At 67.2% G+C, this 26,428-nt stretch carries 21 protein-coding genes; 7 read left to right on the forward strand and 14 right to left on the reverse strand.

The features are described from left to right. Positions 1–253: 253 nt before the first annotated feature. Entirely contained in the window at positions 254–1,237 is a 984-nt protein-coding gene (locus VG556_RS18615; RefSeq protein WP_010481448.1) for a LysR family transcriptional regulator, read from the reverse strand. A 208-nt stretch (positions 1,238–1,445) separates the two neighbouring features. On the opposite strand from VG556_RS18615, the gene cysK reads away from it, so the two are divergent. Together cysK and VG556_RS18625 are read left to right on the forward strand one after the other, a co-directional pair. Then, a complete protein-coding gene (cysK, locus tag VG556_RS18620) occupies positions 1,446–2,405 on the forward strand; it encodes a cysteine synthase A (protein ID WP_100450540.1) in 960 nt (319 codons plus the stop codon). Positions 2,406–2,678: 273 nt separating this feature from the next. Next, on the forward strand, positions 2,679–3,278 hold the full coding sequence (locus tag VG556_RS18625) for an O-acetyl-ADP-ribose deacetylase (RefSeq protein ID WP_014648231.1): 600 nt from the start codon (positions 2,679–2,681) through the stop codon (positions 3,276–3,278). A 92-nt stretch (positions 3,279–3,370) separates the two neighbouring features. Here VG556_RS18625 and VG556_RS18630 read toward each other — a convergent pair whose 3' ends face one another. The 8 genes from VG556_RS18630 to gap all read right to left on the reverse strand — a co-directional run bounded on the left by VG556_RS18630 (position 3,371) and on the right by gap (position 15,181). Then, positions 3,371–4,513 carry a hypothetical protein gene (locus VG556_RS18630; RefSeq protein WP_014648232.1) on the reverse strand — a complete coding sequence of 381 codons (1,143 nt, stop codon included), beginning with the start codon at positions 4,511–4,513 and terminating at the stop codon, positions 3,371–3,373. A 129-nt stretch (positions 4,514–4,642) separates the two neighbouring features. Further along, a complete protein-coding gene (locus VG556_RS18635; protein ID WP_032959170.1) occupies positions 4,643–5,647 on the reverse strand; it encodes a class I fructose-bisphosphate aldolase in 1,005 nt (334 codons plus the stop codon). A gap of 224 nt (positions 5,648–5,871) precedes the next feature. Then, complete coding sequence (gene pyk / locus VG556_RS18640) at positions 5,872–7,338, reverse strand: pyruvate kinase (RefSeq protein WP_014648234.1); 1,467 nt, start codon at positions 7,336–7,338, stop codon at positions 5,872–5,874. Positions 7,339–7,548: 210 nt separating this feature from the next. Then, positions 7,549–8,202, reverse strand: a complete 654-nt coding sequence (locus tag VG556_RS18645) for an HAD hydrolase-like protein (RefSeq protein ID WP_100450541.1) — start codon at positions 8,200–8,202, stop codon at positions 7,549–7,551. Beyond that, a complete protein-coding gene (locus VG556_RS18650) occupies positions 8,199–9,374 on the reverse strand; it encodes a phosphoglycerate kinase (RefSeq protein ID WP_049405010.1) in 1,176 nt (391 codons plus the stop codon). The genes VG556_RS18645 and VG556_RS18650 overlap by 4 nt, the downstream gene beginning before the upstream one ends. A gap of 625 nt (positions 9,375–9,999) precedes the next feature. Then, entirely contained in the window at positions 10,000–11,376 is a 1,377-nt protein-coding gene (locus VG556_RS18655; protein WP_100450542.1) for a DUF3999 domain-containing protein, read from the reverse strand. Next, positions 11,373–14,051: a DUF2339 domain-containing protein gene (locus tag VG556_RS18660; RefSeq protein ID WP_111144314.1), complete on the reverse strand. Its 2,679-nt coding sequence runs from the start codon at positions 14,049–14,051 to the stop codon at positions 11,373–11,375. The genes VG556_RS18655 and VG556_RS18660 overlap by 4 nt, the downstream gene beginning before the upstream one ends. A gap of 125 nt (positions 14,052–14,176) precedes the next feature. After that, positions 14,177–15,181 carry a type I glyceraldehyde-3-phosphate dehydrogenase gene (gene gap / locus VG556_RS18665; RefSeq protein ID WP_005414333.1) on the reverse strand — a complete coding sequence of 335 codons (1,005 nt, stop codon included), beginning with the start codon at positions 15,179–15,181 and terminating at the stop codon, positions 14,177–14,179. Positions 15,182–15,373: 192 nt separating this feature from the next. Here gap and VG556_RS18670 point away from each other — a divergent pair, with 192 nt between their 5' ends. The 3 genes from VG556_RS18670 to VG556_RS18680 all read left to right on the forward strand — a co-directional run bounded on the left by VG556_RS18670 (position 15,374) and on the right by VG556_RS18680 (position 17,862). Further along, positions 15,374–16,003: an OmpW/AlkL family protein gene (locus VG556_RS18670; protein ID WP_014648239.1), complete on the forward strand. Its 630-nt coding sequence runs from the start codon at positions 15,374–15,376 to the stop codon at positions 16,001–16,003. 228 nt (positions 16,004–16,231) lie between these two features. After that, positions 16,232–17,050 carry a S1/P1 nuclease gene (locus tag VG556_RS18675; protein WP_100450544.1) on the forward strand — a complete coding sequence of 273 codons (819 nt, stop codon included), beginning with the start codon at positions 16,232–16,234 and terminating at the stop codon, positions 17,048–17,050. Between the two features lie 11 nt (positions 17,051–17,061). Continuing rightward, positions 17,062–17,862, forward strand: a complete 801-nt coding sequence (locus tag VG556_RS18680; RefSeq protein WP_014648241.1) for an MBL fold metallo-hydrolase — start codon at positions 17,062–17,064, stop codon at positions 17,860–17,862. Positions 17,863–17,915: 53 nt separating this feature from the next. Here the strand turns inward: VG556_RS18680 and VG556_RS18685 are convergent, their stop codons facing one another. The 3 genes from VG556_RS18685 to VG556_RS18695 are packed head-to-tail and all read right to left on the reverse strand — an operon-like array spanning position 17,916 to position 20,075. Further along, on the reverse strand, positions 17,916–18,479 hold the full coding sequence (locus tag VG556_RS18685) for a hypothetical protein (RefSeq protein WP_100450545.1): 564 nt from the start codon (positions 18,477–18,479) through the stop codon (positions 17,916–17,918). Beyond that, entirely contained in the window at positions 18,476–19,717 is a 1,242-nt protein-coding gene (locus tag VG556_RS18690) for a M56 family metallopeptidase (protein ID WP_100450546.1), read from the reverse strand. Before VG556_RS18690 ends, VG556_RS18685 begins: the two co-directional genes overlap by 4 nt. Further along, complete coding sequence (locus VG556_RS18695; RefSeq protein ID WP_014648244.1) at positions 19,710–20,075, reverse strand: BlaI/MecI/CopY family transcriptional regulator; 366 nt, start codon at positions 20,073–20,075, stop codon at positions 19,710–19,712. The genes VG556_RS18690 and VG556_RS18695 overlap by 8 nt, the downstream gene beginning before the upstream one ends. Positions 20,076–20,193: 118 nt before the next feature. Here VG556_RS18695 and VG556_RS18700 point away from each other — a divergent pair, with 118 nt between their 5' ends. Together VG556_RS18700 and VG556_RS18705 are read left to right on the forward strand one after the other, a co-directional pair. Further along, on the forward strand, positions 20,194–20,751 hold the full coding sequence (locus tag VG556_RS18700; protein ID WP_014648245.1) for a flavin reductase family protein: 558 nt from the start codon (positions 20,194–20,196) through the stop codon (positions 20,749–20,751). Positions 20,752–20,784: 33 nt separating this feature from the next. Then, positions 20,785–22,737 carry an acetyl-CoA hydrolase/transferase C-terminal domain-containing protein gene (locus VG556_RS18705; RefSeq protein WP_242883971.1) on the forward strand — a complete coding sequence of 651 codons (1,953 nt, stop codon included), beginning with the start codon at positions 20,785–20,787 and terminating at the stop codon, positions 22,735–22,737. 125 nt (positions 22,738–22,862) lie between these two features. Here the strand turns inward: VG556_RS18705 and tkt are convergent, their stop codons facing one another. Next, the gene (tkt, locus tag VG556_RS18710; protein WP_069118235.1) at positions 22,863–24,860 is read right to left on the reverse strand and encodes a transketolase; all 1,998 of its coding nucleotides are present in this window, start codon (positions 24,858–24,860) and stop codon (positions 22,863–22,865) included. Between the two features lie 231 nt (positions 24,861–25,091). Next, positions 25,092–26,411 carry a dicarboxylate/amino acid:cation symporter gene (locus VG556_RS18715; RefSeq protein WP_014648249.1) on the reverse strand — a complete coding sequence of 440 codons (1,320 nt, stop codon included), beginning with the start codon at positions 26,409–26,411 and terminating at the stop codon, positions 25,092–25,094. Positions 26,412–26,428 lie beyond the last annotated feature (17 nt).

Genomic DNA, 26,428 nt, shown 5'->3' on the forward strand with positions numbered 1-26,428 from the left:
CTGACAGAAGTGTCGACCAAGGTCGACACCTACCAAACGCCATCGGAATCCGTCAGAGGTGGGGCGGTGTCGGAGTGCGGGGTGTCAGCCGCATGGATGCGGCTGCCAAGCTTACAGGGACGTACTTGCAGCGTCCCCGCACTCCGACACCGCCCCGCCAACCCACGGAATGCCGCTTCTGCTGTTGCTGTTGCTGTTGCTGTTGCTTGAATGATTCGGCGGGTGCAGGGCTGCAAGCCCTGCTCGACCAACCTCACACCGTGATGGTCTGGGTCAGTGATTCCCAGGTCGGTGGCACCGGCCACGCGGCCGCCTGGTTGCCATCCAGCACCCGCCGCAGGTCGCGGGGATCGATCTGCGGTGCCAGCACATGCACCAGCTCCAGCGCGTAATCACGCAGCACGCGGTCGCGCGGCAGCACCGCCCAGGCGATGCACTCGCTGATCGGGTCCGGCGCCGGCCACGACCTCAGGTCTTCGTCGTTGGAACTGACCGCCATTTCGGCCAGCAGGCCCACGCCCAGGCCGGTACGCACATAGGTCTTGATCAGATCGGCATCCAGCGCGGTCAGCGCCAGATCCGGCACCAGCCCGTTGGCGGCAAACGCACGCTGCAGCGACGAATTCGGGCGGGTCGAGGATTCGTAGCTGATCAATGGTTGCCGGGCCAGCGCGGCCAGGTCCGGTGCACGCCCGGCGCGGTCCAGCGGGTGGCCCTTGGGCACCACCACCAGGCGTCGCCAGCGGAACAGTGGCACCGCGATGCCATCGGTGGGCTCCCCCCCAGCGGTGCTGATGATGGCGATATCCGCGTCACCCTGGTTCAAGCGATCCAGCGCGTCGGCTTCGCCGGCCTGCTGCAGGTGCACGCTCACCTGCGGGTAAGCCTGCTTGATCGCCGCCACCGCCGGCGGCAGCACGAAGCGCGCCTGGGTGTGGGTGGTGGTCAGGATCAGCTGGCCCTGGCTCTCGCGCCGCTGGTTGGCGGCGTAGGTGCGGATGTTGTTGGCCTCGGCCAGCACGGCGCGGGCGCGGGCGATCACCTCGGTCCCGGCCGGGGTGACCGACTCCAGGCTGCGGCCCTTGCGCACGAACAACAGGAAACCCAGCTCGTCCTCCAGCTGCTTGAGCTGCTTGGACAAGCCGGGCTGGGTGGCATGCACGCGCGAGGCGGCCAGCGTGATGTTCAGCTCGGCGTCGGCGATGGCAACCAGGTAGCGCAGCTGGGTCAGCGTCATGGGCAGGCAGGCGGCGTGGGGCGGAGGTCCACTCTAGGGTCAATTGCCGTCACCAGCTTATAACCAAAGGTTGTTTAAGAAAGGTATCTGGTCATTTCCGGGCGTCATATGCCGGCGCTACGGTCAGCCGGCAGCCGCTGGCCTGAACAGCCAGCCCTCCCCCTTCGCCCGCCGAAGCCCGGCGCGGCCCCGTCTCCGGAGCGCTTCCATGGCCCTGTACGACTCCATCCTCGACACCGTCGGCAACACCCCCATCGTCAAGCTGCAGCGTCTGGCACCGCCGCAGGTCAGCGTTTACGCCAAGGTCGAGTCGTTCAATCCGGGCGGCTCGGTCAAGGACCGCCTGGCTTTGGCGATCATCCTCGACGCTGAAGCGCGTGGCCTGCTCAAGCCGGGCGACACCATCGTGGAGGCCACCTCGGGCAATACCGGCGTGGCACTGGCGATGGTCGCCGCAGCGCGCGGCTACAAGTTCGTGGCGACCATGGTCGAGACCTTCTCGATCGAGCGCCGCAAGCTGATGCGTGCCTATGGTGCCAAGGTGATCCTGACCCCGGCCGCCGAACGCGGCAGCGGCATGGTGCGCAAGGCAGCCGAACTGGCCGAACAGCACGGTTGGTTCCTGGCCAGCCAGTTCGCCAACCCGGCCAACCCGGCCTATCACCGCAACACCACCGCCGCGGAAATCCTGCGCGACTTCGCCGGCAAGCGGCTGGACTATTTCGTCAGCGGCTGGGGCACCGGCGGCACACTCACTGGTGTGGGCGAAGTGCTGAAGGTCGCGCGCCCGCAGACCCGCATCATCGCCACCGAGCCGGCCGGCGCCGCCCTGCTCAAGGGCGATGACTGGAAGCCGCACAAGATCCAGGGTTGGACCCCGGACTTCGTGCCGGACGTGCTCAACCGCGATGTGGTGGACGAACTGGTCTCGGTCGAAGATGACCGCGCGATCGCCACCGCGCGCCGCCTGGCCGCCGAGGAAGGCATCTTCGTCGGCATCTCTGCCGGTGCCACCGTGGCCAGCGCGCTGGACGTGGCTGCCCGCGCCGAACCCGGCGCGGTGATCCTGGCGATGCTGCCGGACACTGGTGAACGCTATTTCTCCACACCGCTGTTCGCCGATGTCAACGAAGGCTCCGACGACGACTGGCTGGCCGGCCTGCCGTAAACCGCCCGGGGTCGGATCCCTTTGCCGCAGGGAAAGGGCTCTGACCCCACCCGCGTGGATCAGCGACAGGGGTCAGAGCCTTTCCCATGCGGGAAAGGATCTGACCCCGTTCTGCTTCAGCCTGCGTGAAGGCGTCGCCCGCCATCGTGCGTGAAGGCCGTCGGATCGCAGCGCGTGAGACGGTCATGACGCAGTATCGATGCCCTGTCCCCTACCGTGGGAACAGCCGGCGCAGATGCTGCGCGGATCACCTCACAGGCAGGAGACGGACGCATGAAGATCGAGGTTTGGCAGGGTGACATCACGACCCTGGCGGTGGATGCGATCGTCAACGCGGCCAACGAAACACTGCTCGGTGGCGGCGGTGTCGACGGCGCGATCCATCGCGCGGCCGGCCCCGCATTGCTGGCCGAGTGCGCGCAGTTGCCGGAGCTGCGCCCGGGCGTGCGTTGCCCGACGGGCGAAGTACGCGCCACCAGCGCCCATGCGCTGCCGGCGCGCCATGTACTGCACACGGTGGGCCCGGTCTGGCATGACGGCCAGCGCGACGAACCGGCGCTGCTTGCCAACTGCTACTGGAAGTCGCTGCAGCTGGCCGAGTCGCTGGGCGTGCAGTCGATCGCGTTCCCGGCGATCAGCTGCGGCGTCTATGGCTATCCGCTGTACCAGGCGGCGCAGATCGCAGTGACCGAAACACTGGCGTGGCAGCGCAGCCATGCGCAACCGATGCGCATCGTGCTGGTGGCGTTCAATACCGCTACGGCCAAGGCCTACCAGCAGGCGTTGAGCGCCGCCGGGCAAAGCGCGGACAGCGAACCGCGCGGGTCGATGCTGCCGCCGCTGGGTGATGCGGGTTTTGCCGCCGCGCACTGAATCCCGGTGCGCGACGTAAAGAAAAAGGCCGGGCAGTACCCGGCCTTTTCCGTTGCACCGTTGTGCTCAGCCACGCATGGCGTGGGTCACGCTCAACGGCTGGCAGCTTCCACCGCGGCGGCGTCATCGGCCACGGCGGCTGCGTCGGCTGCGGCGCGTGCCGCCGAGGCCGCAGCCCCGTCGGCGCTGGCGCCATCCACCTGCACGCGCACTTCCACCATGCCCGCGCCATTGTTCAGGCTGGACACGTCGACCGTGTAATGACCGGCCGGCAGGGTCTCTTCCAGGCGCGAATTGGTGCCGTTGCCACCATCGTCGTCGGTCAGCTCGACGTCGCCACCGACCACGCGCAGCACGGTATCAACCTGGCTGGAAATCGCATCCAGGCGCACATCGGCCGGGCGGTCCAGCGACAGCAGGAAGCGGCGACGGCCATCGTTGTCGAGCATCGTGTACACGCTGCCCGACTTCGGCAGTGCCGTGCCATCGCGCTCGACCAGATTGCCGGGCAGCTCGATGCGGTTGGCCGACAGGGTGAACATGCCGCTGACGCCGTCGCCGAGGCCGCGCGCGGTCAGGGTGTACTTGCCCGGCTTCAGTGACAGGGTCAGGCGCGAGTTGGTGCTGTCGCCGCCATCGTCATTCTCTGCATCCACGCCCTGGCCCGACAGCTTCAGCACCGGATCGAAGACATCCGACACCAGGCGGATCTCGTACAGGCCGGCCTTGTCCACCTGCAGGGTGTAGTCCTGGGAACCACCGGCCAGCATGTCGACGATCTCGCCGCTGCCCGCCAGCGGCTTGCCGTCGTACGGCACCAGCTTCTCGGCGCGCAGGCGGTAAGGACCGTAGTCGGTCGAGCCGTTGGCGTTGACCGCCACCTGGTAGGTGCCGCCACCGTTGGCACGGAAGGCCACCGAGACGTCGCCTTCGCGCTCGTAGCCGGTGTTGCTGCTGGCCACCAGGCTGCCGTTGTTGAACACGGCGATCGAGCCGCTCAGCGAACCGGTCAGCTTCAGCCCGACCAGCTGCTTGTCTTCCAGCTTGATCTGGTAGAGCTGGTGGTGGCTGCCGTCGTTGTAGTTGATGCCACTGCGCGAGGTGATCTCGCCGGATACCGGCTTGTCGAAATCGAGTGACGCGGCCTTGCCCGCGTCCGCGCCGCCGCCGATGCGGTTGCAACCGCTGGCGACCAGGACCGTGGCAACGGCCAGTGTGATTGCTGCCAAACGCATGTTGTTTCTCCTTGGCCTTCCATGTGGTTCCCGCATACCGGCCAGGCACGCGGGGGCGGAAAAGATACCCGCAAAAGCAAACGCCGGCGTGATGCCGGCGCTGCCTTGTTCATCCGGCGATGGGACGGATCAACCGTTCCACTTGCCCAGCGCGGCCAGGCCGTTGTCCTTGGCGCGCTCGTACACCGTCTTCTGGGCAGCAGCGTAGTTGCCCTTCATGTCCTTGGCCCACAGCTTCAGCGCGGCCTGCTGCATGGCGCGGCCGTAGGAGAAGCTCAGCGGCCACGGCAGGTTGCCCAGCTGGTTCATCGCGTTCAGGTGCTCGGTGGACTGCTCGTCGCTCTGGCCACCGGACAGGAACACCACGCCCGGCAGGATCGCCGGCACGGTGCTCTTCAAGCACATCACGGTCGACTCGGCCACTTCCTCGACATCGGCCTGCTCTTCACAGTCCTTGCCGGAGATGACCATCGAGGCCTTCAGGATGGTGCCTTCCAGCAGCACGTTCTGCTGGTACAGCGCGTCGAACAGCGAGCGCAGGGTGGCTTCGGTGACTTCGTAGCAGGTTTCGATGTCGTGGTCGCCGTCCATGATCACTTCCGGCTCGACCATCGGCACCAGACCGCATTCCTGGCACAGCGCTGCATAGCGGGCCAGCGCATGGGCGTTGGACTCGATGCAGGTGCCCGACGGGATGCTCTCGCCGATGTTGATGACCGCACGCCACTTGGCGAAGCGCGCGCCCAGCTTGTAATACTCCTGCAGGCGCTCGCGCAGGCCGTCGAGGCCTTCGGTCACCAGCTCGCCCGGGCAGCCGGCCAGCGGGTGCGCACCCTTGTCCACCTTGATGCCCGGAATCATGCCGTGGTCGGCCATGTACTTGGCGAACGGCACGCCGTCCTTGGTCGACTGGCGGATGGTCTCGTCGTACAGGATGGCGCCGGAAATGTGCTCGTTGAGCTTCGGCGTGGTCAGCAGCAGCTCGCGGTAGGCGCGACGGTTCTCCTCGGTGTTCTCGACACCGACGCCGGCGAAACGCTTGGCGATGGTAGCGGTGGATTCGTCGATCGCGATGATGCCCTTGCCCGGGGCGACCATGGCCTGGGCGGTTTCAGCCAGCTGTTCGATGCTCATGTATTTCCTGTGGCGGGTGCGGGAAAAACGTAAGTATAGCCCTGCTGCCCGTTGCCTCGCCGTGGAGGACAGGATGGAAACGCTTCCACGTCTACGCAGGACAAAGGATGTCCTGCGGCATGGGGTCAGAGCCCCTTCGGGGATCTGACCCTTGGTCAGTACGGGGTCAGATCCCCGCAGGGGCTCTGACCCCAGATCGGCAGCGCCGACCCGACCGTCAAGGCTTACAGATCGCCCAGGCCGATGGCGCGACCGTCCTCGCCCACTTCCAGCAGGCGGAGGGTGTTGGTGGCACCATGGGTTTCCATGTGCTCGCCGCTGGTGAACACAACGCGGTCACCGGCCTGCAGCAGTTCCGATTCGACCAGCAGGCGGATGCTGCCGCGCGCCGCTTCACGCGGGGTCAGGCCGCGGCTGTCGAAGTTGATCGGGAACACATCGCGCATCAGCGCCATCTGGCGACGCGCACCGTCATGGCGGGTGACCGCGAACACCGGCGCCTTGGCGCGGAAACGCGACAGGTAACGCGCGGTGCCGCCGGATTCGGTCATGGCCACGATCGCGCGCACGCCCACATGCTGCGACAGGAACATGGTGGCCATGGCAATTGCCTGGTCGGCACGTTCCAGGTTGCGCGGCGAGGCGTTGAAATCGGTCTCGGTCTGGAACTGGCGCTCGGCACCCAGGCAGATGCGTGCCATCGCTTCCACCGCCTTGACCGGGTAGGCACCGGCGGCGGTTTCCGCCGACAGCATCACCGCGTCGGTACCGTCGATGACCGAGTTGGCCACGTCCAGCACTTCGGCGCGGGTCGGGATCGGGCTTTCCACCATCGACTGCAGCATCTGCGTGGCGGTGATCACCACCTTGTTCTGCGCCAGCGAGGCCTTGATGATCTTCTTCTGCAGGCCCGGCAGCTCGGCATCGCCGATTTCCACGCCAAGGTCGCCACGGGCAACCATCACCACGTCGCTGGCCTCGACGATTTCTTCCAGGTTCTCGATCGCCTCGGTGCGCTCGATCTTCGACACCAGGGCGGCATCACAGCCGTGCGAGCGGGCGATGTCGCGCGCGTCGTTCATGTCCTGCGCGTTGCGGCAGAACGACACGGCGATGAAGTCCACGCCGATCTTGGCAACGATGCCGATCAGTTCCTTGTCGCGCTCGGTCAGGGCACCCAGCGACAGGCCGCCGCCCTGCTTGTTCAGGCCCTTGCGGTCGGACAACACACCATCGTTGAGCACGGTGTTGACGATGCGCTCGCCCTGCACTTCCACCACCTGCAGCTGCATCAGGCCGTCGTCGAGCAGCAGCACATCACCCGGGCCCACGTCCTGCGGCAGGCCGAGGTAGCTCACGCCCACCTGGCTGGCGTTGCCCGGGCCGGCGTTCTCGCTGGCGATCAGGTCGAAGCGGTCACCCGCCTTCAGCTGCACCTTGCCTTCGGCGAAGCGCTCGATGCGGATCTTCGGGCCCGGCAGGTCGGCCAGGATGCCCACTTCCACGCCTACGCGGGCCGCGGCAGCACGCACTTCGGCGGCACGCTTGGCCTGGCCGGACGGATCGCCATGGCTGAAGTTCAGGCGCACCACATTGACGCCGGCGCGGAAAAGATCCTCCAGCACGCCCGGCGGATCAGTGGCCGGACCGAGGGTGGCAAGGATCTTGGTGCGACGCTGACGCTCGAACATGGTGGATGGGCCTCTCCCGTTAAAGAACGGAAATTAGCACATCCTTCACGCCGCATGTATACGGTTACAGCCTTGTGCTGCCTGACTCCGCAGGTCATGCAACGGACATTGTCCGGACATACGCTGGCGCAGGGCATTCCGTAGAGCCGAGCCCATGCCTGGCTGGCCACTCGCCGGAGCAGCCGGGCATCGGCTCGGCGCTACAGCAAGCTAGGCCAGCAGCGTTTCCAGCTGCGCCGGTTCGCGTGCCAGCTGGCCAGCGCCGGCCGCGCTGAGTTCCGCCTCACCGCCAAAGCCCCACAGCACACCCACGCTGCGCAGGCCGTGGTGACGCGCGCCTTCGATGTCCATGCGGCGGTCGCCGATCATCCAGCACTGTGCGGGCTGCACCTGCAGCCGGCGCAGAGCTTCCCCGACCAGCTCCGGCTTGTGGCTGCGCGAGCCATCCAGGGTCGAACCGATGATCTCCTCGAACAGCCCGCCAAACGGCAGGTGCGCAAGGATGCGGCGCGCATGCGGCTCGTTCTTGGCGGTGACCACCGCCAGGCGGTGGCCACGGCCATGCAGCGTGCGCAGCGTGTCTTCCACCTGCGGGTACACCGTGTGTTCGCGCCAGCCTTCGACGTCGAAGCGCTCACGGTAGTAGCCCACCGCCTGTTCCACCCGTGCCGGTTCGACGAACAGCGGCGCGAAGGTGGTGCGCAGCGACGGACCGATCCAGCCCAGCAGCGTCTCCTGCGGCGGCACCGGATGGCCCATCTTCTGCAGCGCATAGGCGATGCAGGCGGTGATGCCCACCTGCGAATCGATCAGCGTGCCGTCGAGGTCGAAGAACAGGACATCCCTGCTACGGTCGGCACTCATGCGCCGCGCGCGTCGAGCGCGGCGACGGCCGGCAGGGTCTTGCCTTCCAGGAACTCCAGGAACGCACCACCGCCAGTGGAGATGTAGCTGACCTGCCCGGCGATATCGAACTTGTCGACCGCCGCCAGGGTGTCGCCACCGCCCGCGATGGAGAATGCCGGCGAGCTGGCGATGGCGCGGGCCAGCGCTTCGGTGCCCTTGCTGAAGGCTTCGAACTCGAACACGCCGACCGGGCCGTTCCAGACCACGGTGCCGGCCTTTCCGATCAGCTGCGCGTACTGCGCAGCGGTCTGCGGGCCAATATCCAGGATCAGGTCGTCCTCGGCGACGGCGTCGACCGCCTTCACTTCGGCAACAGCGTCCGGCATGAACTGCTTGGCGGTGACCACGTCGACCGGCAGCGGGATGTCGGCGCCACGCGCCTTGGCATCGGCCACGATCTTCTTCGCGGTGTCCAGCAGGTCCGGCTCATACAGCGACTTGCCGACCTTGTAGCCGGCGGCAGCGATGAAGGTGTTGGCGATGCCACCACCAACGATCAGCTGGTCGACCTTGCCGACCAGGTTGGCCAGCAGTTCCAGCTTGGTGCTGACCTTGCTGCCGGCAACGATGGCCAGCAGCGGCTTGGCCGGTGCGTCCAGCGCCTGCGCCAGCGCGTCCAGCTCGGCCATCAGCAGCGGGCCACCGGCCGCGACCGGGGCGAAGCGGATGACGCCATGGGTCGAGGCCTGCGCGCGGTGTGCGGTACCAAAGGCATCCATCACGAACACGTCGCACAGGGCGGCGTACTTCTTCGACAGGGCCTCGTCGTCCTTGCCCTCGCCGACATTCATGCGGCAGTTTTCCAGCAGCACCAGCTGGCCCGGCTGCACGTCGACGCCGTCGACCCAGTCACGCACCAGCGGAACCTCGCGGCCGAGCAGCTCGGACAGGCGCTGGGCGACCGGCGCCAGCGACTCCGCTTCGCTCCACACGCCTTCCTTCGGGCGCCCCAGGTGCGAGGTGACCATCACCGCCGCGCCCTGCTCCAGCGCGCGCTTGAGCGTCGGCAGCGAAGCGGTGATGCGCTGTTCGGAGGTGATGCGGCCATTCTCGATCGGCACGTTCAGATCCTGGCGGATCAGCACGCGCTTGCCGGAGAGGTCGAGGTCGGTCATGCGGACGATGGACATGGGCAACTCTTTGGCTCAGGGACGGGATGCCGGGCTACGGCAGGCGGCCATTGTATCGGGTGGCGATGCCTGCGGCAGGCAGAGGCGTACGGCAACAGCGAACTGCAACAGCCAAAGCGCTGGCGCTTCTTGGTGCTGAGGGTGAGCCGGGGTGCTGTGGGGTGGCAGGGGACGCCGTAAACCCGTCCATGGGGGCTTGGTCGCCGCATCCATGCGGCTCACACCCCTGCCACCCCACACCATCCCGGCCTCGACAGGTTCATGAGGCGGAGCGGATGGCAAAGGCAGGAGCAAGAGCGGTTTCTGATGTCGGAGAAACCAATGTAGAGCCGAGCCCATGCTCGGCTGGGTCTACCGCGAGCAGCAGCCGAGCGTGGGCTCGGCTCTACAAAGAGCGCCCAGCCAAGCAGCTTTTGCTCTTCTTTTTTTATTTCCGTGGGTGGACGCACACGGAAAGTGACCGCGGCGGGGGGGGTGGGCGGGCCAGGGGTATCCGCGCCATGGATGGCGCGGCTAAGCCTCCAGGGACGGATTCACGGCGTCCCCTGCCCAGCCCACCCGCTCGGCCCATCCCCGGGATCGCGCTTTGCAGCCACCCACGAGGGGCTGCGCCGTTCGCCGGAACCTACGCCGAAGGCGTCGGCTTCTGCCGAAGCAGGCTGAGCGCCAGGCCGCCAACGACCAACACACCCAGCCCCAGCAACGCCCACAGCAACCACGACTTCCAATCGTGCTGCGGTTTCAGCGCCGCATCGCCCGCCAGCGGTTCCGGGCTGCCTTCCAGTCGCGCCAGCGTCGGCTGCCACGACGGATCGTTGCGCTGCCGAAGTTCCTCGATCAACACCCCGATCGGCGCGTCCGTGCGGCGCGCGGTCGCGCTGCCCACCGCCAGTGCGTAGGGCGCCGCACCCTGGCTCAGGAACACCAGCACTTCGGGTTGGTAGCCCAGGCGCAGCGTCGGCGCAGTGGCAGATTCCGCCGGATTCGCCACCAGCTTCCAGTAGCGGTCGCGGTGCACGCCGCCCAGCGGCTGCGCCGCCGACTGCTGGCGCTGGCCCTGCGTGCCCTGTTGCACCTGGTAGGCGATCCACGGCGCGCTGCGGCGCTGCCACTCGGCACTCTCGTCATCACGACTGAACAGCGTCCATTGCACCAGGCTGTTGTCGGTGCTGGCCACATCGGCGCGCGCCACCGGGAACCGGCCATCCATCTCGAAGGTGTATTCGCCCTTGCCCTTCGACGTCGGCTCCAGCGACAGCCATTCCCACGGCAGCGTGGCCGGCGCTGGCGGCAGTTCCGCCAACACGCCGCGCAGGGTCGGCAACCGCGAGTCGCCCTGCGCCAGGATGCGCAGGTAGTGTGCAGTGCCGTCCACCTGCAGGCGGCGCTGCAGCAGGCGCTTGCCGGCGCGCTGCAGATCCACCAGCGGCACGTCGCGACCCATCGATCGCCAGTGCTGCAGGTCATCACTGGCATCCAGCTGAACCTGCGCCTGCAGCGGCTGGCCGCTGTCGGCCCAGTCCAGCACCAGCGCCGCCAGCGGCTGCTGGCCGAGCATGCTGGCGTCGATCAGCCAGCCGCCCTGCCCGTTCGCCGTCGCCCCGCCACTCACCCGTGCTTCGACCCGGCGCACGCGCCCATCGGTATCACGCTCGGTCAGCAGCTGCAGATCGTTGCGCTGGGCATCGGCCAGCGGCGGCAGCACGAACCACGGCAGCTCACGCTGCACCGGCGGTTGCGCCAGCGGCTGGTCCGGCGCCAGCAGTGCCGACGGCAGCAGCTGGCTGGCTGCATTGAACACCTGCAGGTCGCTGAGGTCGGGGCTCACGGCACGGCGGTAGATCGCCGGCTCCAGCACGATGCGGTAGGCACCGGACTGCGCGCTGGACAATGTGAGCGGCCATTGCTCGGCATACTGCGTGCGGTAATCAGCCGCCTGCACCACGACGGCGGCCAGCATGCCGAACATCGCCGGCAGCAGCGCCCTGCTCCACTTCCTCATTGCTTTTCCTCCACGGTCGGCGCCACGCTCGGCGGAGCCGGTGCCAGATAACCCACGACCGTGCACAGCAGGCCGTAGGCGATGAACGATGCGATGCCCAGCAGGTTGCCCAGGTGCTGGCGATCGACAATAACCAGCTTGGCCAGTACCACGCCCATCAGCACGGCACCGACCATCCACAGCACACGCTGGCCACGACGCGAACCCCACACCCAGGCAATCACGCCCAGCACGCTCCACAACACGGTCAGGCTGGTCTGGGCCAGGCTGAAGCGCATCATCGTCGCGTTCCACGCCAGCCCACCCCACTGGTGCACGCCATGCAGCACCAGGCTGGTCAGCGCGACGAAGGCCGCCAGTGCCAGCAGCGGCATGCGGATGTTCAGCAATGCCTGCGGGGCCTGCGATCCCTGATTGCTGTACAGCCAGCGCGCCAGCAGCAACAGGCTCAACCATTGGCCGATCTCGGCCGGATTCAGCACCGGCAGCCACAACAGCGGTGCGGCGTCGCCCGGCAGCAACTGGCCCAACAGCCAGCCGATCGACAGCAGGCCGAACAGCACGAACTGCAGCGGGACGCGCACGCTGTCGAAGGCCTGTCCCAATGGCCAGCGCAGCGCATTCCAGCGCCACAGCGACAGTGCCGCCATCAGCAGCCATGGCAAGGTCACCAGCAGGGTCGTCCAGCCCTGCGCCAGATCGGCTTCGCCACCGCCCCACAGGGCCAGCAGCGAAAGCAGCGACGGCCACAGCAGCCACCACAGGAACTGCGCGATGCGGGCCACGGTATCGCCGCCCTGACGCAGGCACAGCAGGGTCCGCACGCCCAGCACCGCGAACACCGCCCAGGCCAGCGCGCCATAACCGGCGAACGGCTGGTGGTGTGCATCGCTCTGCACCAGGGCCAGCGGGAAGCCCAGCGCGAGCATGGCCAGTGCGGTCACGCCCAGTGCACGTGCCGGCTGGCGACGCTGCACTTCGGCCACCAGCCAGGCAGTGACCGCGGCCAGCACCAGCAACGCGTCCACTTCGGTGCGGTACGGGAAGAAGCGCGTGATCTCATGGACCAGGCCGCCCAGCCACCACAGCAGGCCCCACAGGTAGTACACCAGTGCGACCTCATGACGTGGCCTGCGCTGGTAGCTCCACGCCGACGCGAAGCCGGCCAGGGCCAGCAACAGCGCGCCGATGGCGGTCGGGTTGATCAGGAAGCGCAGGTCTTCGTGCCAGTGGTCGCCACCGGCAACGAAGGCGAATGCGGCGCCGATCTGCAGCAACGCGCCGGATACCTGCGGCAGCCAGCGCTTCTGGCGCAGCCCCAACCAGGCCAGGCCTGCACCTTCCAGCGCAAACACGGCACCGGTGGCACGCGCCGACAAGGCCAGCGGCACCGCCAGCGTGGCGAAGCCCACCGCAAGCACGGCATGCGACTGCGCCAGCATGGTGTACGACGCACGTGCGATCAGCGCCCGTGCCAGTACCGCGTAGATCGCGGCCAGGCCCAGCGCGCATAGTGCCAGCGTCATCGGTTGTTCGTGCAGCATGCCTGCCTGCAACGAGAATGCGACCAGCGGCGCGCCGAACACCAGGCTGCCATCGATCAGATCGCGCCGGCCGGCCGGCTGGCCGCGCGCGTACAGCAGCGGGATCAGCAGGTAGAACACGAAGAACAACAGCAGGAACGGCTCAGTGCTGCTGAACTTGTCCGGTACGTACTGCAGCACGCCCCAGAAGGTGCCGATGCCGAAAGTGAAGGCGAAGCCCAGCAGGTTCAGCGCGCGCCAAGGGCGGAACCAGGCGATGGCGAAAATGCCTGCGTTAAGCACCGCGTAATAGCTGAACAGCCCCACGTGATTGCCGCTGCCGGTGGACAGCCACAGCGGTGCCATGAAGCCGGCCAGGATGCCCAGCACGGCCAGCGTGCGCGAGTTCTGCACCACCGCCAGCACGCACAGGCCGGCCACCAGGGCAATGGAGCTGGCGAAGGCGAAGCCCGGCGGAATCAGGTCGAAGCGCTTGAAGGCCGCGAAGATGGTCAGCAGCAGCACGCCGATGGCACCGCCCTGCAAGGCCAGCGCAAACAGGCGCCGGCGCTCGCGCTGGTGCCAGCCGAAGGCCAGCAGGCCCAGCGCGCCCACGGTGATGCCGGCCAAGCGCAGCTCGATCGGCAACACCAGCCAGCCCTGGTCGCTGACGTACTTCAGCAGCGCCGCGACACCGGCCAGCAGCACCAGCATGCCGATCTTGACCGGGACGTTGCCTTCGGTGAACCAGCGCTTGACCGCACTGATGCCGCGCTCGATGACGTTGGGCAGTGCCGGCTCGGAAGGCAGCGGCGGCTGCACCGGCACCGGTGGCACCGGCGGTGGCGCAGCAGGTCGGGGAACAGGCGCCTCGGTCGGCGCTGCTTCGCGCACCGGTGGCTGCGGGGGGTGCGGCGCAGCAGCGGCGACCGGCCGCAGGAACGGTGGATCGGCACTGGCCGTGGGCGTGGCCGCAGCCCGTTCAGGCGTGGGCGCGCTGGCGGCCGGCCTGGCGGTGGCAGGCGCGGCGGCCATCGCGCTTTCCAGCGCCGCGACGCGGCGGCGCAGGCCGGAGATCATCACCAGCGCCACCACCAGCAGCAGGGGGATGGCCAACAGGACCAATACGACCAGTGCGATCAGTGCTTCCATTGCGTGCTTCCATTGCGTTCCCGCGCCACAGCGGCAGCGGTCGACCGCCCCATGCTACGACAGGGTGGGCCCCTTAAACGACGAACCCCGGCCAGGCCGGGGTTCGTCTGCGATCTACGCCGGCCTTACTTGGCGGCGATGACCTTGGCCATTTCCAGGCACTTGTTCGAGTAGCCCCACTCGTTGTCGTACCAGGTCACCAGCTTGACGAAGGTGCCGTCCAGGGCGATGCCGGCATCGGCGTCGAACACCGAGGTGCAGGTTTCGCCGCGGAAATCGGTGGCCACCACCTTGTCTTCGGTGTAGCCCAGGATGCCCTTCAGCGGGCCTTCGCTCTGTGCCTTCACTTCGGCGCAGATCTCGGCGTAGGTGGCTTCCTTTTCCAGCTCGACGGTCAGGTCGACCACCGACACGTCCGAGGTCGGCACGCGGAAGCTCATGCCGGTCAGCTTCTTGTTCAGTTCCGGAATGACCACGCCGACGGCCTTGGCCGCACCGGTGGACGAGGGAATGATGTTTTCCAGGATGCCACGGCCGCCGCGCCAGTCCTTGTTGGACGGGCCATCGACGGTCTTCTGGGTGGCGGTGGCCGCATGCACGGTGGTCATCAGGCCGCGCTTGATGCCCCACTTGTCATTGATGACCTTGGCCAGCGGGGCCAGGCAGTTGGTGGTGCACGAAGCGTTGGAGATGATCGCCTGGCCGGCGTAGGTCTTGTCGTTCACGCCGTACACGAACATCGGCGTGTCGTCCTTCGACGGGGCTGACATGATGACCTTCTTGGCGCCGGCATCGATGTGCTTCTGCGCGGTTTCCTTGGTCAGGAACAGGCCGGTGGCTTCCAGCACCACATCAGCGCCGACTTCATCCCACTTCAGGTTGGCCGGGTCGCGTTCCTGGGTCAGGCGGATCTTCTTGCCGTTGACCAGCAGGTCGTTGCCCTGCACCGCCACGTCGGCCTTGAAGCGGCCGTGCACGGAGTCGTACTTGAGCATGTACGCCAGGTAGTCCGGCTCCAGCAGATCGTTGATGGCCACGATTTCGATGTCGTCGCCGAAGTTCAGCACCGCCGAGCGCAGGACGTTACGCCCGATGCGACCGAAACCGTTGATACCAACCTTGATTGCCATTTCTCAAGCTCCTGCGGCCGCGACAGGTGCGGCGGGATGGATAGGGCCCACAAGTCTAGCAAACCGCCGCCGGCCACCGTGGGCCAGCCGGGACCGCCGGCCGGCCCACGGACAGGATTTGATCCGGATCAAAGCGTTAGCGCGGCGTGAGGCCGAGACTGTCGCCATCCACCCAGCAACGAGAAGACCCCCATGCGCAAGACCTCCCCCCTGATCGTGGCCAGCCTGGCCGCCGCCCTGTCGCTCGCCGCCGCCCCGGCCATGGCGCAGTCCAAGGGCGACTGGACCGTCTCGGCCGGCGTGCACCAGGTGGCGCCGAAGTCGAACAACGGCTGGCTGGCCGGCGGCACCCTGAAGGTCGACGTCGACAATGACGTCAAGCCGACCATCACCGGCGAGTACTTCATCGCCGACAACCTGGGCATCGAAGTGCTGGCCGCGCTGCCGTTCAAGCACGACATCAACATCAACGGCCTGGGCCGCGTCGGCAGCACCAAGCAGCTGCCGCCGGTGGTCACCCTGCAGTACCACTTCAACAGCAAGGGCAAGGTGTCGCCGTTCGTCGGCGCCGGCCTGAACTACACCACCTTCTTCAGCGAAGACACTACGGGTGCGCTGGCCGGCAGCAAGCTGAAGCTGCAGGATTCGTGGGGCCTGGCCGCACACGCCGGCGTGGACTTCGCGATCGGCGAGAAGGGCGCCCTGCGCGTGGACATGCGCTGGATCGACATCGACAGCAAGGTGAAGTTGAACGGCGAGAAGATCGGCACGGTCAACATCGATCCGCTGGTCTACGGCGCTTCGTACGTCTTCAAGTTCTAAGCGGTGTATTGGGCGCGGGGGCTTCGCCCCCGCTCCCCCGCTACACGCAAAACCCTCGCAGCATGTTGCCCCGGTAATTGCCGGGGCTTTTTTGTGCCTGGGACTGAAGCGGTTCCGGAGCTGGGGCAAGGCAGGGAGCGGAGCCGGGACACGCCCCTCCCTCTACGCTTCCACTTCGGAACAGGAACGCGCCGCTCTTCAATCCACCTACCCCGCTAGAATGGGCGCATGAAAGCCCTGCACTCCCTGTTCCTCGCCGCCGCCCTGGCGCCGGCCCTGCTGTCCGTCTCCGCCCCTGCCCATGCCTGGGGCGCGCAAGGCCACCGCCTTGTCGCCGAAGTCGCCGACGCCCGCCTCACCCCCGCCGCCCGCGCCGAAGTGGACCGCCTGCTGGCCACCGAACCGGACGCCACCCTGGCCAGCATCGCGCCCTGGGCCGACCAGCTGCGCGCCAAGGACCCGGGCCTGGGCCGTCGCTCGGCCGGCTGGCACTACGTCAACATTGCCGAAGACGACTGCCACTACGAAGCACCGAAGCACTGCAGGAACGGCAACTGCATCGTCGAAGCCCTCAAGGCGCAGAGCGCCATTCTGGGCGACCGCAGCCTGACTGACGGCGAGCGCCTGCAGGCGCTGAAGTTCGTCGTGCACCTGGTCGGCGACATCCACCAGCCGATGCACGCCGGCTACGCCCACGACAAGGGCGGCAATGATTTCCAGCTGCAGTTCGGCAACCGCGGTACCAACCTGCACTCGCTGTGGGACAGCGGCATGCTCAACACCCGCAAGCTGGACGATGCCGGCTACCTGCCGGTGCTGCAGAGCCAGCGCGCACCGAAGCTGGCGCGCCAGTCCAACCCGCAGCGCGAACCGCAGGCCTGGGCCGAGGCCAGCTGCCGCATCTCCATGCAAGCTGGCGTTTATCCGGCCTCGCGTAAAATCGGTGACGAGTACACCGAGCGCTACCGGCCGCTGGCCGAAGCGCAGCTGCGGCTGGCCGGTGAAAACCTGGCGCAGTTGCTGAACCGCGTGCTCGGCACGCGCTGAGGAGAGCTCCGATGCCGGTCCAGGTGCAGTCGTTCTTCCACCGTGACAGCAACACCTTCAGCTACCTGGTCAGCGACCCGGCCAGCGGCGAGGCGGCGCTGATCGATCCGGTCCTGGACTATGACCCGGACACCGACGCCAGCAGCGAATCACCGCTGCGCGCGGCATTGCAGGCCATCGAACAACAGGGCCTGCAGCTGCGCTGGCTGCTGGAGACGCATGCCCACGCCGACCATGTGTCGGCCGGGCGCCGGCTCAAGCAGCGCTTTCCGCAGGCCACGCTGGCCATCGGTGAAGGCATCCGTGCGGTGCAGGCGACGTTTGCGCCACGCTATGGCCTGCAGCTTCCGGGCGCCGATGAAATCTTCGACCACCTGTTCAGTGACGGCGAGACCTTCACTTTGGGCGAACTGCGCTGCCAGGTGATCGCCGTGCCCGGCCACACCAGCGACAGCATCGCCTACCTGATCGACGATGCGCTGTTCACTGGCGACTCGCTGTTCATGCCCGACGGCGGCACTGCCCGCTGCGACTTCCCCGGCGGTGATGCCGCACAGCTGTACCGCTCGATCCAGCGCCTGCTGGCCCTGCCGGATGCCACCCGCGTGTTCGTCTGCCACGACTACGGCCCGGGCGGCCGCGACTTCGCCAACGAAACCACCATCGGTGAACAGCGCGCGCACAACATCCACGTGCACGACGGCGTGGCCGAGGCGGAGTTCGTCAGCGTGCGCCAGGCCCGCGATGCGACGTTGGAAGAACCGAAGCTGATGCAGCCTGCGGTAAAGGCCAATATCCAGGGCGGGGCCTGACGTACGCCGGGCAGAGCCCGGCGCCATCGGTTTCCATCACGGACCGCGAGCGTTCATTTTCCCTGCATCCGCACCACGTGCTGGCCCTTCACGATCTCGAACGTGAAGGCGTACTGCAGGGTGACCGCTACCGGCTCGACGCGCTCGGCGCCCCGGCAGTCACCGCGGTCGGCAGGCACCTTGCCCGCCGCGAAGTGGCAGACCGCTGCGGACGAGTACTTCCACATCGCCACGGCTTCCTGGGCAGCCTGCAGCAGGGGCGCATTCTCGCCCGCAGCACCTGCCGCGCACTCCGGACGATCGGTCAATGGCAGGCTTCGCTCCACGGCGCCATTGGCATCAACCACCACCTGCAGGCAGATCGTGGTCGGCGCCAGTTCCGCGCGCGGGTCACGATCGCCAACCTCCGGGTCTGGTGCCGCGTACAGCTGGGGCATCCGGTAGCCTTCGGTCGCACCCAGCGAATACACCTGCAGCTGTCCACCGCCGCTGCCCGCCTGCGGCTGCAGGCGCTGGTGGCCGACATTTTCGCTGCGGGTATCCACCGTGGTCAGGCGGTCCTGGCTCGCACACCCCACCAGCAGCGCTGCCGCCATGATCAGCGGCATGGACTTCATTGGGTGTCCTCGGTGTTGTCCATGGCGAATGTGATCGGAATCTTCACCGCCGCTGCAACCGGCTTACCGTTCTTCATCGCCGGCCGATAGGTCCAGCTGCGTGCCGCAGCGATCGACACCGCATCGAACACGCCCGGATTGGTGGCACTGAGCACGCGGACATCGCTGGGACGCCCCTGCGCATCCACCTCCACGCGCAGGTTCACCACGCCTACCTGGCGCTGCTCGAACGCGGATTTCGGATAGGACGGCGGTGGCATCCTGTCGATCTGGATCGGACGGTCCAGCCCAGCCTTGGCTGCATCTTCTTCAGCGTGCTCGAACGGCTCGACACCGATCCCCGGGCTCCCAACCGCGCCGCCCTGGCTGGCCCATGCCACCGCGCCCATGCCCACACACAACCCGACCACCAGCACCTGCCCGGACACCCACGGCAATGCCTTCCGCTTGGACTGCTTCAACATGGCGATACGCTCCTTCAACACGGGTTGGCTGCGCCAATGGCAGACCGCGGGCGCAACCGGGTGGACCAGCTGCGCCTTCAGCAGCGTGCTGGCGTAGAGGCCGCGCAGCGCCGGCTGCGGGGCCATGGTGCGGGCATCGCAGGCCAGTTCCTGGTCGCGCAGGAAGCGGCCCGCAGCCCACGGCAGAAGCGGGTGGAACCAGAACACCGCGCGCACCAGCAGCAGCGCACCGTTGGCCCAGTGATCGCCATGACGGTGATGGCTGCGCTCGTGCTGCAGGATCAAGCTCTGTTCCTGTGCGGTGAACTGCAGGTCGAAGTCGGGACCAACCACGATGCGTGGGCGCCACAGGCCAACCAGCGCGGGCAAGCCGGGATCGCCGCTGGCCTGCCAGCTGCCATCGGTGCGCGGCGTCAGTGGGCCCATGCTCCGTTCGAAACGATGTTGTGCGTGCAGGTCGCGCAACAGGCGGATGCCCGCACCCAATGCCCACAGCGCGAACAACAGCCCGGCCCATGGCAACGAGGGCCCGCTCATGGCATCGAGGGCACCGGGCATCACTTTCAGCGGCAGCGTGGGTACCTGCTGCAACACCGCAACCTGTGGCAATGGCAGCGTCAGGGCCACCAGCAGCAGCGGCAGCAGCCACCAGCTGCGGTAGGCCAGCCCAGCGCCCCCCAACCGCACCAGCAGCGGTCGCAGCACCGCCAGCAGGACCACACCCACGGCCAGCCACAAGCTGGCCCGCCACAGTCCGTCGAGCAGCTCAGTCATGGTCCAGCTCCTGGATCAGCTTCTTCAGTTCGGCGATGTCCTGCGCGCTCAGCTGGCCCCGTTCACTGAAGTGCGCGACCAGCGGCGCCACGCGCCCTTCGAAGACACGGCCGATGAAGTCCTGGCTCTGCGCCTCCACCCACGCCTGTCGCTGCAGCAGCGGCCGGTACAGGTAACGCCGTCCATCGCGCTCGGCAGTGATCGCGCCCTTGGTCAGCAGGCGGTTGAGCAGGGTCTTGATGGTCGGCTCGGCCCAGTCGCGATGGGCCAGCGCGGCCACCACGTCATCGGCACTACGCGGTGCCTGCTGCCACAGCACCTCCATCACGACGGCTTCGGCTTCGCTGATCGGGGTCATGGTTTACATCCGTAATCGACGTATTGATTACGCGCGTAATCGAACTGCCTGTCAAGCCCCTCGACTCCGGGTTCATCCCGGCTGCGCCAGCATCGGTTCCTCCCGCCCCTGGCCCCGGATGAAAGCACTGCCGAAGAAGGATTTCCCGGTCGAGCAGGCCCGCCGCTTCCTCGAACCCGGCCCGATCGTGCTGGTCAGCACGGCATGGCGCGGCCAGCGCAACCTGATGACGATGGGCTGGCACATGGTCATGGGCTTCTCGCCTTCACTGGTCGCCACCTACCTGTGGGACGCAAACCACAGCCACGCGTTGGCGCGCGGCAGCGGCGAGTGCGTGATCAACGTGCCCGGGGTGGAGCTGCTCGATACCGTGGTGGACATCGGCAACTGCAGCGGCCGCGAGGTCGACAAGTTCGCCCGTTTCGGGCTCGACGCACTGCCCGCGCGTGAGGTCGGCGCGCCACTGGTCGGCCAATGCCATTCGTGCTTCGAATGCCGCCTGTACGACGACAGCCAGGTGGCAGCGAGCAATCTGTTCATCTGGGAAATCGTGCATGCCCATGTTGCGCCCCGGCCGAAACTGCCGCGCACGGTGCATTACCGCGGCGATGGGCAGTTCATGGTGGCCGGCGCGGAAGTCTCGCGTCGACGGCGGTTCAAGCCCGACATGCTGTAATGCCCGCACTCCCCCGACGCAGGACCGCCGCGCATGACCGAACACCTCACCGACCTGGACGCCGCCGTCGACTGGTTGTTTGCGCGCGTGGACGGGCCGCTGCGGATCGGGGCACCGCTGGCACTGGGCAAGCCGCATCGGCTGCTCAATGCCCTCTACGCACGCGTCGAACATGATCCTTCGCGGCCGCTGCAGCTGTATACCGCGCTGTCGCTGAATCCGCCGAAGGCGCGGGGCAACGGCCTGGAGGCGCGCTTCCTGGCGCCGTTCGCGCAGCGCCATTTCGGCGACGACTTCCCGCGCCTGGCCTATGCCGATGCGATCGCACGCGACGCGTTGCCGGCACATGTGCAGGTGGAAGAGTTCTACATGCAATCCGGCGCCCTGCTCGGGTCGCGCCAGGCGCAATCCAGCTATACCAGCCTGAACTACACCCACGCCGCCGATGCGGTGGCGCAGCGCGCGCCACAGGTGATCGTGCAGAAAGTGGCGATGCGCCCGAACGACCGCCGGCTTTCCCTGTCGTGCAACAACGACATCACCCAGGACACGCTGGACGCGATGACCGCACGTGGCCTGCCGCGTCCGCTGCTGATTGCCGAGATCGATCCCCAGTTGCCCTACCTGGGCGGCTCGGCCACGGTCGATGTCTCGTTCTTCGATCTGGTGATCACCCCACCGCCGCCGTACCCGGCGCTGTTCGGGCTGCCGCGGCAGCCGGTCGGCGATGTCGACTACGCCATCGGCCTGTACGCCAGCACGCTGGTGCGCGATGGCGGCACGCTGCAGATCGGCATCGGTACGCTGGCCGACGCGCTCAGCCATGCGCTGGTGCTGCGCCACACAGACAACGCGCGCTACCGCCGCGTGCTGCACGCGCTGGATCCGCAGCTGGCCAGCCACCCGCTGGTGCAGGAGATCGGCGGCGTGGGCCCGTTCGAAGTGGGCCTGTACGGCTGCAGCGAGATGCTCAACGAGGGCTTCCGCAGGCTGGTGCAGACCGGGGTGATCAAGCGCAAGGTACACGATGACCTGGCGCTGATGCAGCGCATCGAGAACGGCAGCACGCTGTCGATCGACCACGCCACCCTGGCGGCCGAAGGTGAGTACCTGCACGGCGCGTTCTACCTGGGCTCGCCGGAATTCTACGAGTGGCTGCGCACGCTGCCAGAGGACGAGTGCCGTGCGATCGGCATGCGCCGCATCAGCGAGATCAACCAGCTGTACGGCGGCAACGAAACGCTGGAACGCCTGCAGCGCCGCCATGCGCGCTTCTTCAACTCCTGCATGATGGCCACCGCGCTGGGCGCGGCGGTGTCTGACGCGCTGGACGATGGACGCGTGGTATCCGGTGTGGGCGGCCAGTACAACTTCGTGGCGATGGCACATGCCCTGCCGGAAGCCCGCAGCGTGCTGATGTTCCGCGCCGCGCGCGATGACAAGGGCCGACGCGAATCCAACGTGCGCTGGAACTACGGGCACACCACCATTCCGCGCCACCTGCGCGACATCTACCTCAACGAATACGGCATTGCCGACCTGCGCGGACTGACCGACGAGGACTGCGTGCATGCGATGACCGCAATCACCGAGGCCCCGTTCCAGGGCGGCCTGCTGCAGCAGGCGCACGCTTCGCGCAAACTGCTGGCGGTCGCGCAACCGGATCCGCAGCGGCAGCAGCGCAATACGCCGCAGGCGCTGACAGCGGCGCTGGCCCCGTTCCGCGCCGATGGCAGCCTGCCGGACTATCCGCTGGGCAGTGACTTCAACGAGATCGAGCAGGTGCTGGTGAAAGCGCTGGCGTGGCTGAAGGCCAATACGCAGACCCGCGGCGACAAGCTGCGTACCGTCTGGGCAGCACTACGGCAACCGGCCGGCGACGGCGATGCGGTGTACCTGCAGCGCATGGGCCTGCAGGCACCGAAGGATTTCGCCGAACGCCTGGACGCGCGCCTGCTGCGGCTGGCACTGGCGCGCACCGCCTGAGAAAAGGGGACGGAGGGGATTAAGTCGTTTGTGCACAAACGACTTAATCCCCTCCGTCCCCTTTTTCCTGCGGCAAAGAAAAGGCCGGCGTGCGCCGGCCTTTCCTCATTACGTCGCGATGCTGCTTACAGCGACTTGGCGGCTTCCACCACGTGGGCGGTGGTGATGCCGAAGTGCTTGTACAGCTGGTCGGCCGGGGCGGAGGCACCGAAGGTGTCGATACCGATCACGGCACCGTCCAGGCCGACGAACTGGCGCCAGAAACCGGTGACGCCGGCTTCCACGGCCACGCGCTTGCGCACGGCGTTCGGCAGCACCGATTCACGGTAGGCCGCATCCTGGCGCAGGAACACGTCGGTGGACGGCATCGAGACCACGCGGGTCTTGAGACCAGCCGCGTCCAGCTGGGCCTTGGCTTCGGTGGCCAGCGAGACTTCCGAACCGGTGGCGATCAGGATCACATCCGGGGTGCCGGCGGCATCGGCCAGCACGTAACCGCCGCGCTCGATCTGCGCGATCTGCTCGGCGCTGCGCGGCTGGTGCGGCAGGTTCTGGCGGCTGAACACCAGGCAGCTCGGGCCGTCCTGGCGGGTGATCGCGGCCTTCCAGCTCACCGCCGACTCGACCGCATCGCACGGACGCCACACGTCGTTGTTCGGGATGTAGCGAAGCGAGGCCAGGTGCTCCACCGGCTGGTGGGTCGGGCCGTCTTCGCCCAGGCCGATCGAGTCGTGGGTGTAGACGTGGATGGCGTGCGCCGGGATCAGCGCGCTCATGCGCACGCCATTGCGGGCGTAATCGCTGAACACCAGGAAGGTGGCGTCGAACGGAATGAAGCCACCGTGCAGGGCCAGGCCGTTGGCAATGGCGGTCATGCCGAACTCGCGCACGCCGTAGTACACGTAGTTGGCGTTGGCGTCGTCGCTGGCAACCGATTTGCTGCCCTTCCAGAGGGTCAGGTTGGAGTGCGCCAGGTCGGCCGAGCCGCCGACGATTTCCGGCAGCAGCGGGGCATAGGCTTCGATGGCCAGCTGCGAGGCCTTGCGCGAGGCGATCGTCGGGCCTTCCGCGGCCACCTGGGCGATGTACGCATCGGCCTTGGCAACGAAGTCGGCCGGCAGTTCGCCATGCGAGCGGCGGGTCAGTTCGGCTGCTTCAGCCGGGTACTGGCTGGCGTACTTGTCGAACAGCTGTTCCCACTCGGCCTGGCGCAGGGTGCCGGCGCCATTGGCGCGCCAGCCGTCGTAGATCGCCTGCGGGATCTCGAACGGACCGTATTCCCAGCCCAGCTGCTTGCGGGTGGCTTCCAGCTCGTCCTTGCCCAGCGGTGCACCGTGGCTGGATTCCTTGCCCGCCTTGTTCGGCGAACCAAACCCGATGGTGGTGCGGCAGCAGATCAGGGTCGGCTTGTCGCTCTGCGACAGCGCGGCCTCGATGCCGGCCTTGATGCTGTCCGGGTCATGGCCATCGACGTCGCGCACCACGTTCCAGCCATAGGCCTCGAAACGCTCCGGGGTGTTGTCGGTGAACCAGCCCTCGACATTGCCGTCGATCGAGATGTGGTTGTTGTCCCAGAAGCAGACCAGCTTGTGCAGGCCCCAGGTGCCGGCCAGCGAAGCGGCTTCATGCGACACGCCTTCCATCAGGCAGCCATCGCCCATGAACACCCAGGTGCGGTGGTCGACCACTTCCAGCTCCGGGCGGTTGAAGCGCTGTGCCAGCAGCTTCTCGGCCAGGGCGAAGCCCACGGCATTGGCGAAACCCTGGCCCAGCGGGCCGGTGGTGGTCTCCACGCCCGGGGTCTCGTGGCGTTCCGGGTGACCGGCGGTGTGGCTGCCCAGCTGGCGGAACAGCTTCAGCTGCTCAATCGGCAGGTCGTAGCCGCTCAGGTGCAGCAGCGCGTACTGCAGCATCGAACCGTGGCCGTTGGACAGCACGAAACGGTCGCGGTTGAACCAGTGCGGGTTGCTCGGGTTATGGCGGAGGTAGTCGTTCCAGAGGACTTCGGCGATGTCGGCCATGCCCATGGGCATGCCGGGGTGGCCGGACTTTGCGGTTTCAACCGCATCGGCGGCAAGGAAGCGGATGGCGTTGGCCAACTGGCGACGGGTAGGCTGCGTCATGGTTCTGTCGGAATCGGGAGGCGGCCGCGGACGTGCGGGCGGCCTATTGTCCCATAGTCGCCGGGCGGGGGGTCAGTTCACCTTGCCCGGTCGTGCCGGCCGCTGGCCCGCAAGGACGTGATCTCCGCCGGATTCCGCATGTGAAAAGGGGCCGGAGCCCTTTCCCTGCGGAAAGGAATCCGACCCCGATCAGGTCCGACCCCGATCAGGTCGCCAGCAGTGGCGTTGGACTCAGTCCTGCTGCGGACCCAGCGCCGGGCCATCGTGCGACTCGCCCTTGGCCACCAGCGTGGTCAGGGCCAGGTCGCCGGTCACGTTCAGCGCGGTACGGCACATGTCCAGGAAGTGATTCACGCCCAGGATCAGGCCGATGCCCAGCGGGTTCACACCGACCATCGCGCAGATCATCGCCACCACCGGCAGCGAGCCCGACGGCACGCCGGCAGTGCCGATGCCACCGAGGATGCAGACCGCCATCACCATGATCTGCTGGCCGATGCTCAGGTCCACGCCGAAGAACTGGGCCAGGAAGATCACCGTCACACCCTCGAACAGCGCGGTGCCGTTCTGGTTGGCGGTGGCACCCACGGTCAGCACGAAGCGCGACACGCGCTGCGGCAAGCCCATCTGGTCGGCCACGCGCAGCGCGGTCGGCAGGGTGGCATTGCTGGAGGCGGTGGAGAACGCCATCACCGTTGCTTCCTGGGTATCGCGGAAGAACGACAGCGGCGAGCGGCCGGACAGCCACACCGCGGTACCGTAGGTCACGATCATGTGCAGACCCAGCGCCAGCACCACCACGCCCACATAGGCACCCAGGCGGATGATCAGCTCGAAGCCGAACAGCGCGGCCAGGTTGAACATGAAGCAGGCCACCGCATAAGGGGCCAGGCGGATGACCAGGTTGATCAGGGTCATCGAGATTTCGAACACGCCTTCGATGGCGCGGCGCAGCGGGGCAACCTTTTCATTGTCGGTCAGCACCATGCCGATGCCGAACATCAGCGCGAAGAACATCAGCGACAGGATCGCGCCGTTGTCCGACGCGGCCTGCAGCACGTTGCTCGGCACGATCGACAGCAGCATGTCCATGCCCTTCGGCGTGCCGTGGATGCCAGCGACGATTTCCTTGCTGCGCTCGGCGTTCTCCGAGAGCATCAGTGCCGCAGTCTGCGGATCGACGCCCGCGCCCGGCTTGAGCAGGTTGACCAGCACCAGGCCGATGCCCACCGCGATGCCGGACAGCAGCACGGTGTAGGCCAGGGTCTTCCAGCCGATGCGGCCGAGGGCGCGGATGTCGCCCATCTCCGACACGCCCATGATCAGCGCCGAGAAGATCAGCGGCACGATCAGCATGAAGATCAGGTTGAGGAACAGGCCCGACGCCGGGGTGGTGACGTAGTCCATTACCCACTTGGCACCAGCCTGCAGACCATCGACGCTGCCGCCCAGGGCGTGCACGATCAGTCCCAGGACCAGGCCGATCGCAAAGCCGATGCCCATCTTCCAATGCAGGGGCAACTTCTTCTTGTCGGCAGCAGCTGCTGTCATACGCGGGTTTCCTCGAA

It is taken from the genome of Stenotrophomonas sp. CASM106 (assembly GCF_049384825.1).
GTDB classification, from domain to species: domain Bacteria; phylum Pseudomonadota; class Gammaproteobacteria; order Xanthomonadales; family Xanthomonadaceae; genus Stenotrophomonas; species Stenotrophomonas muris.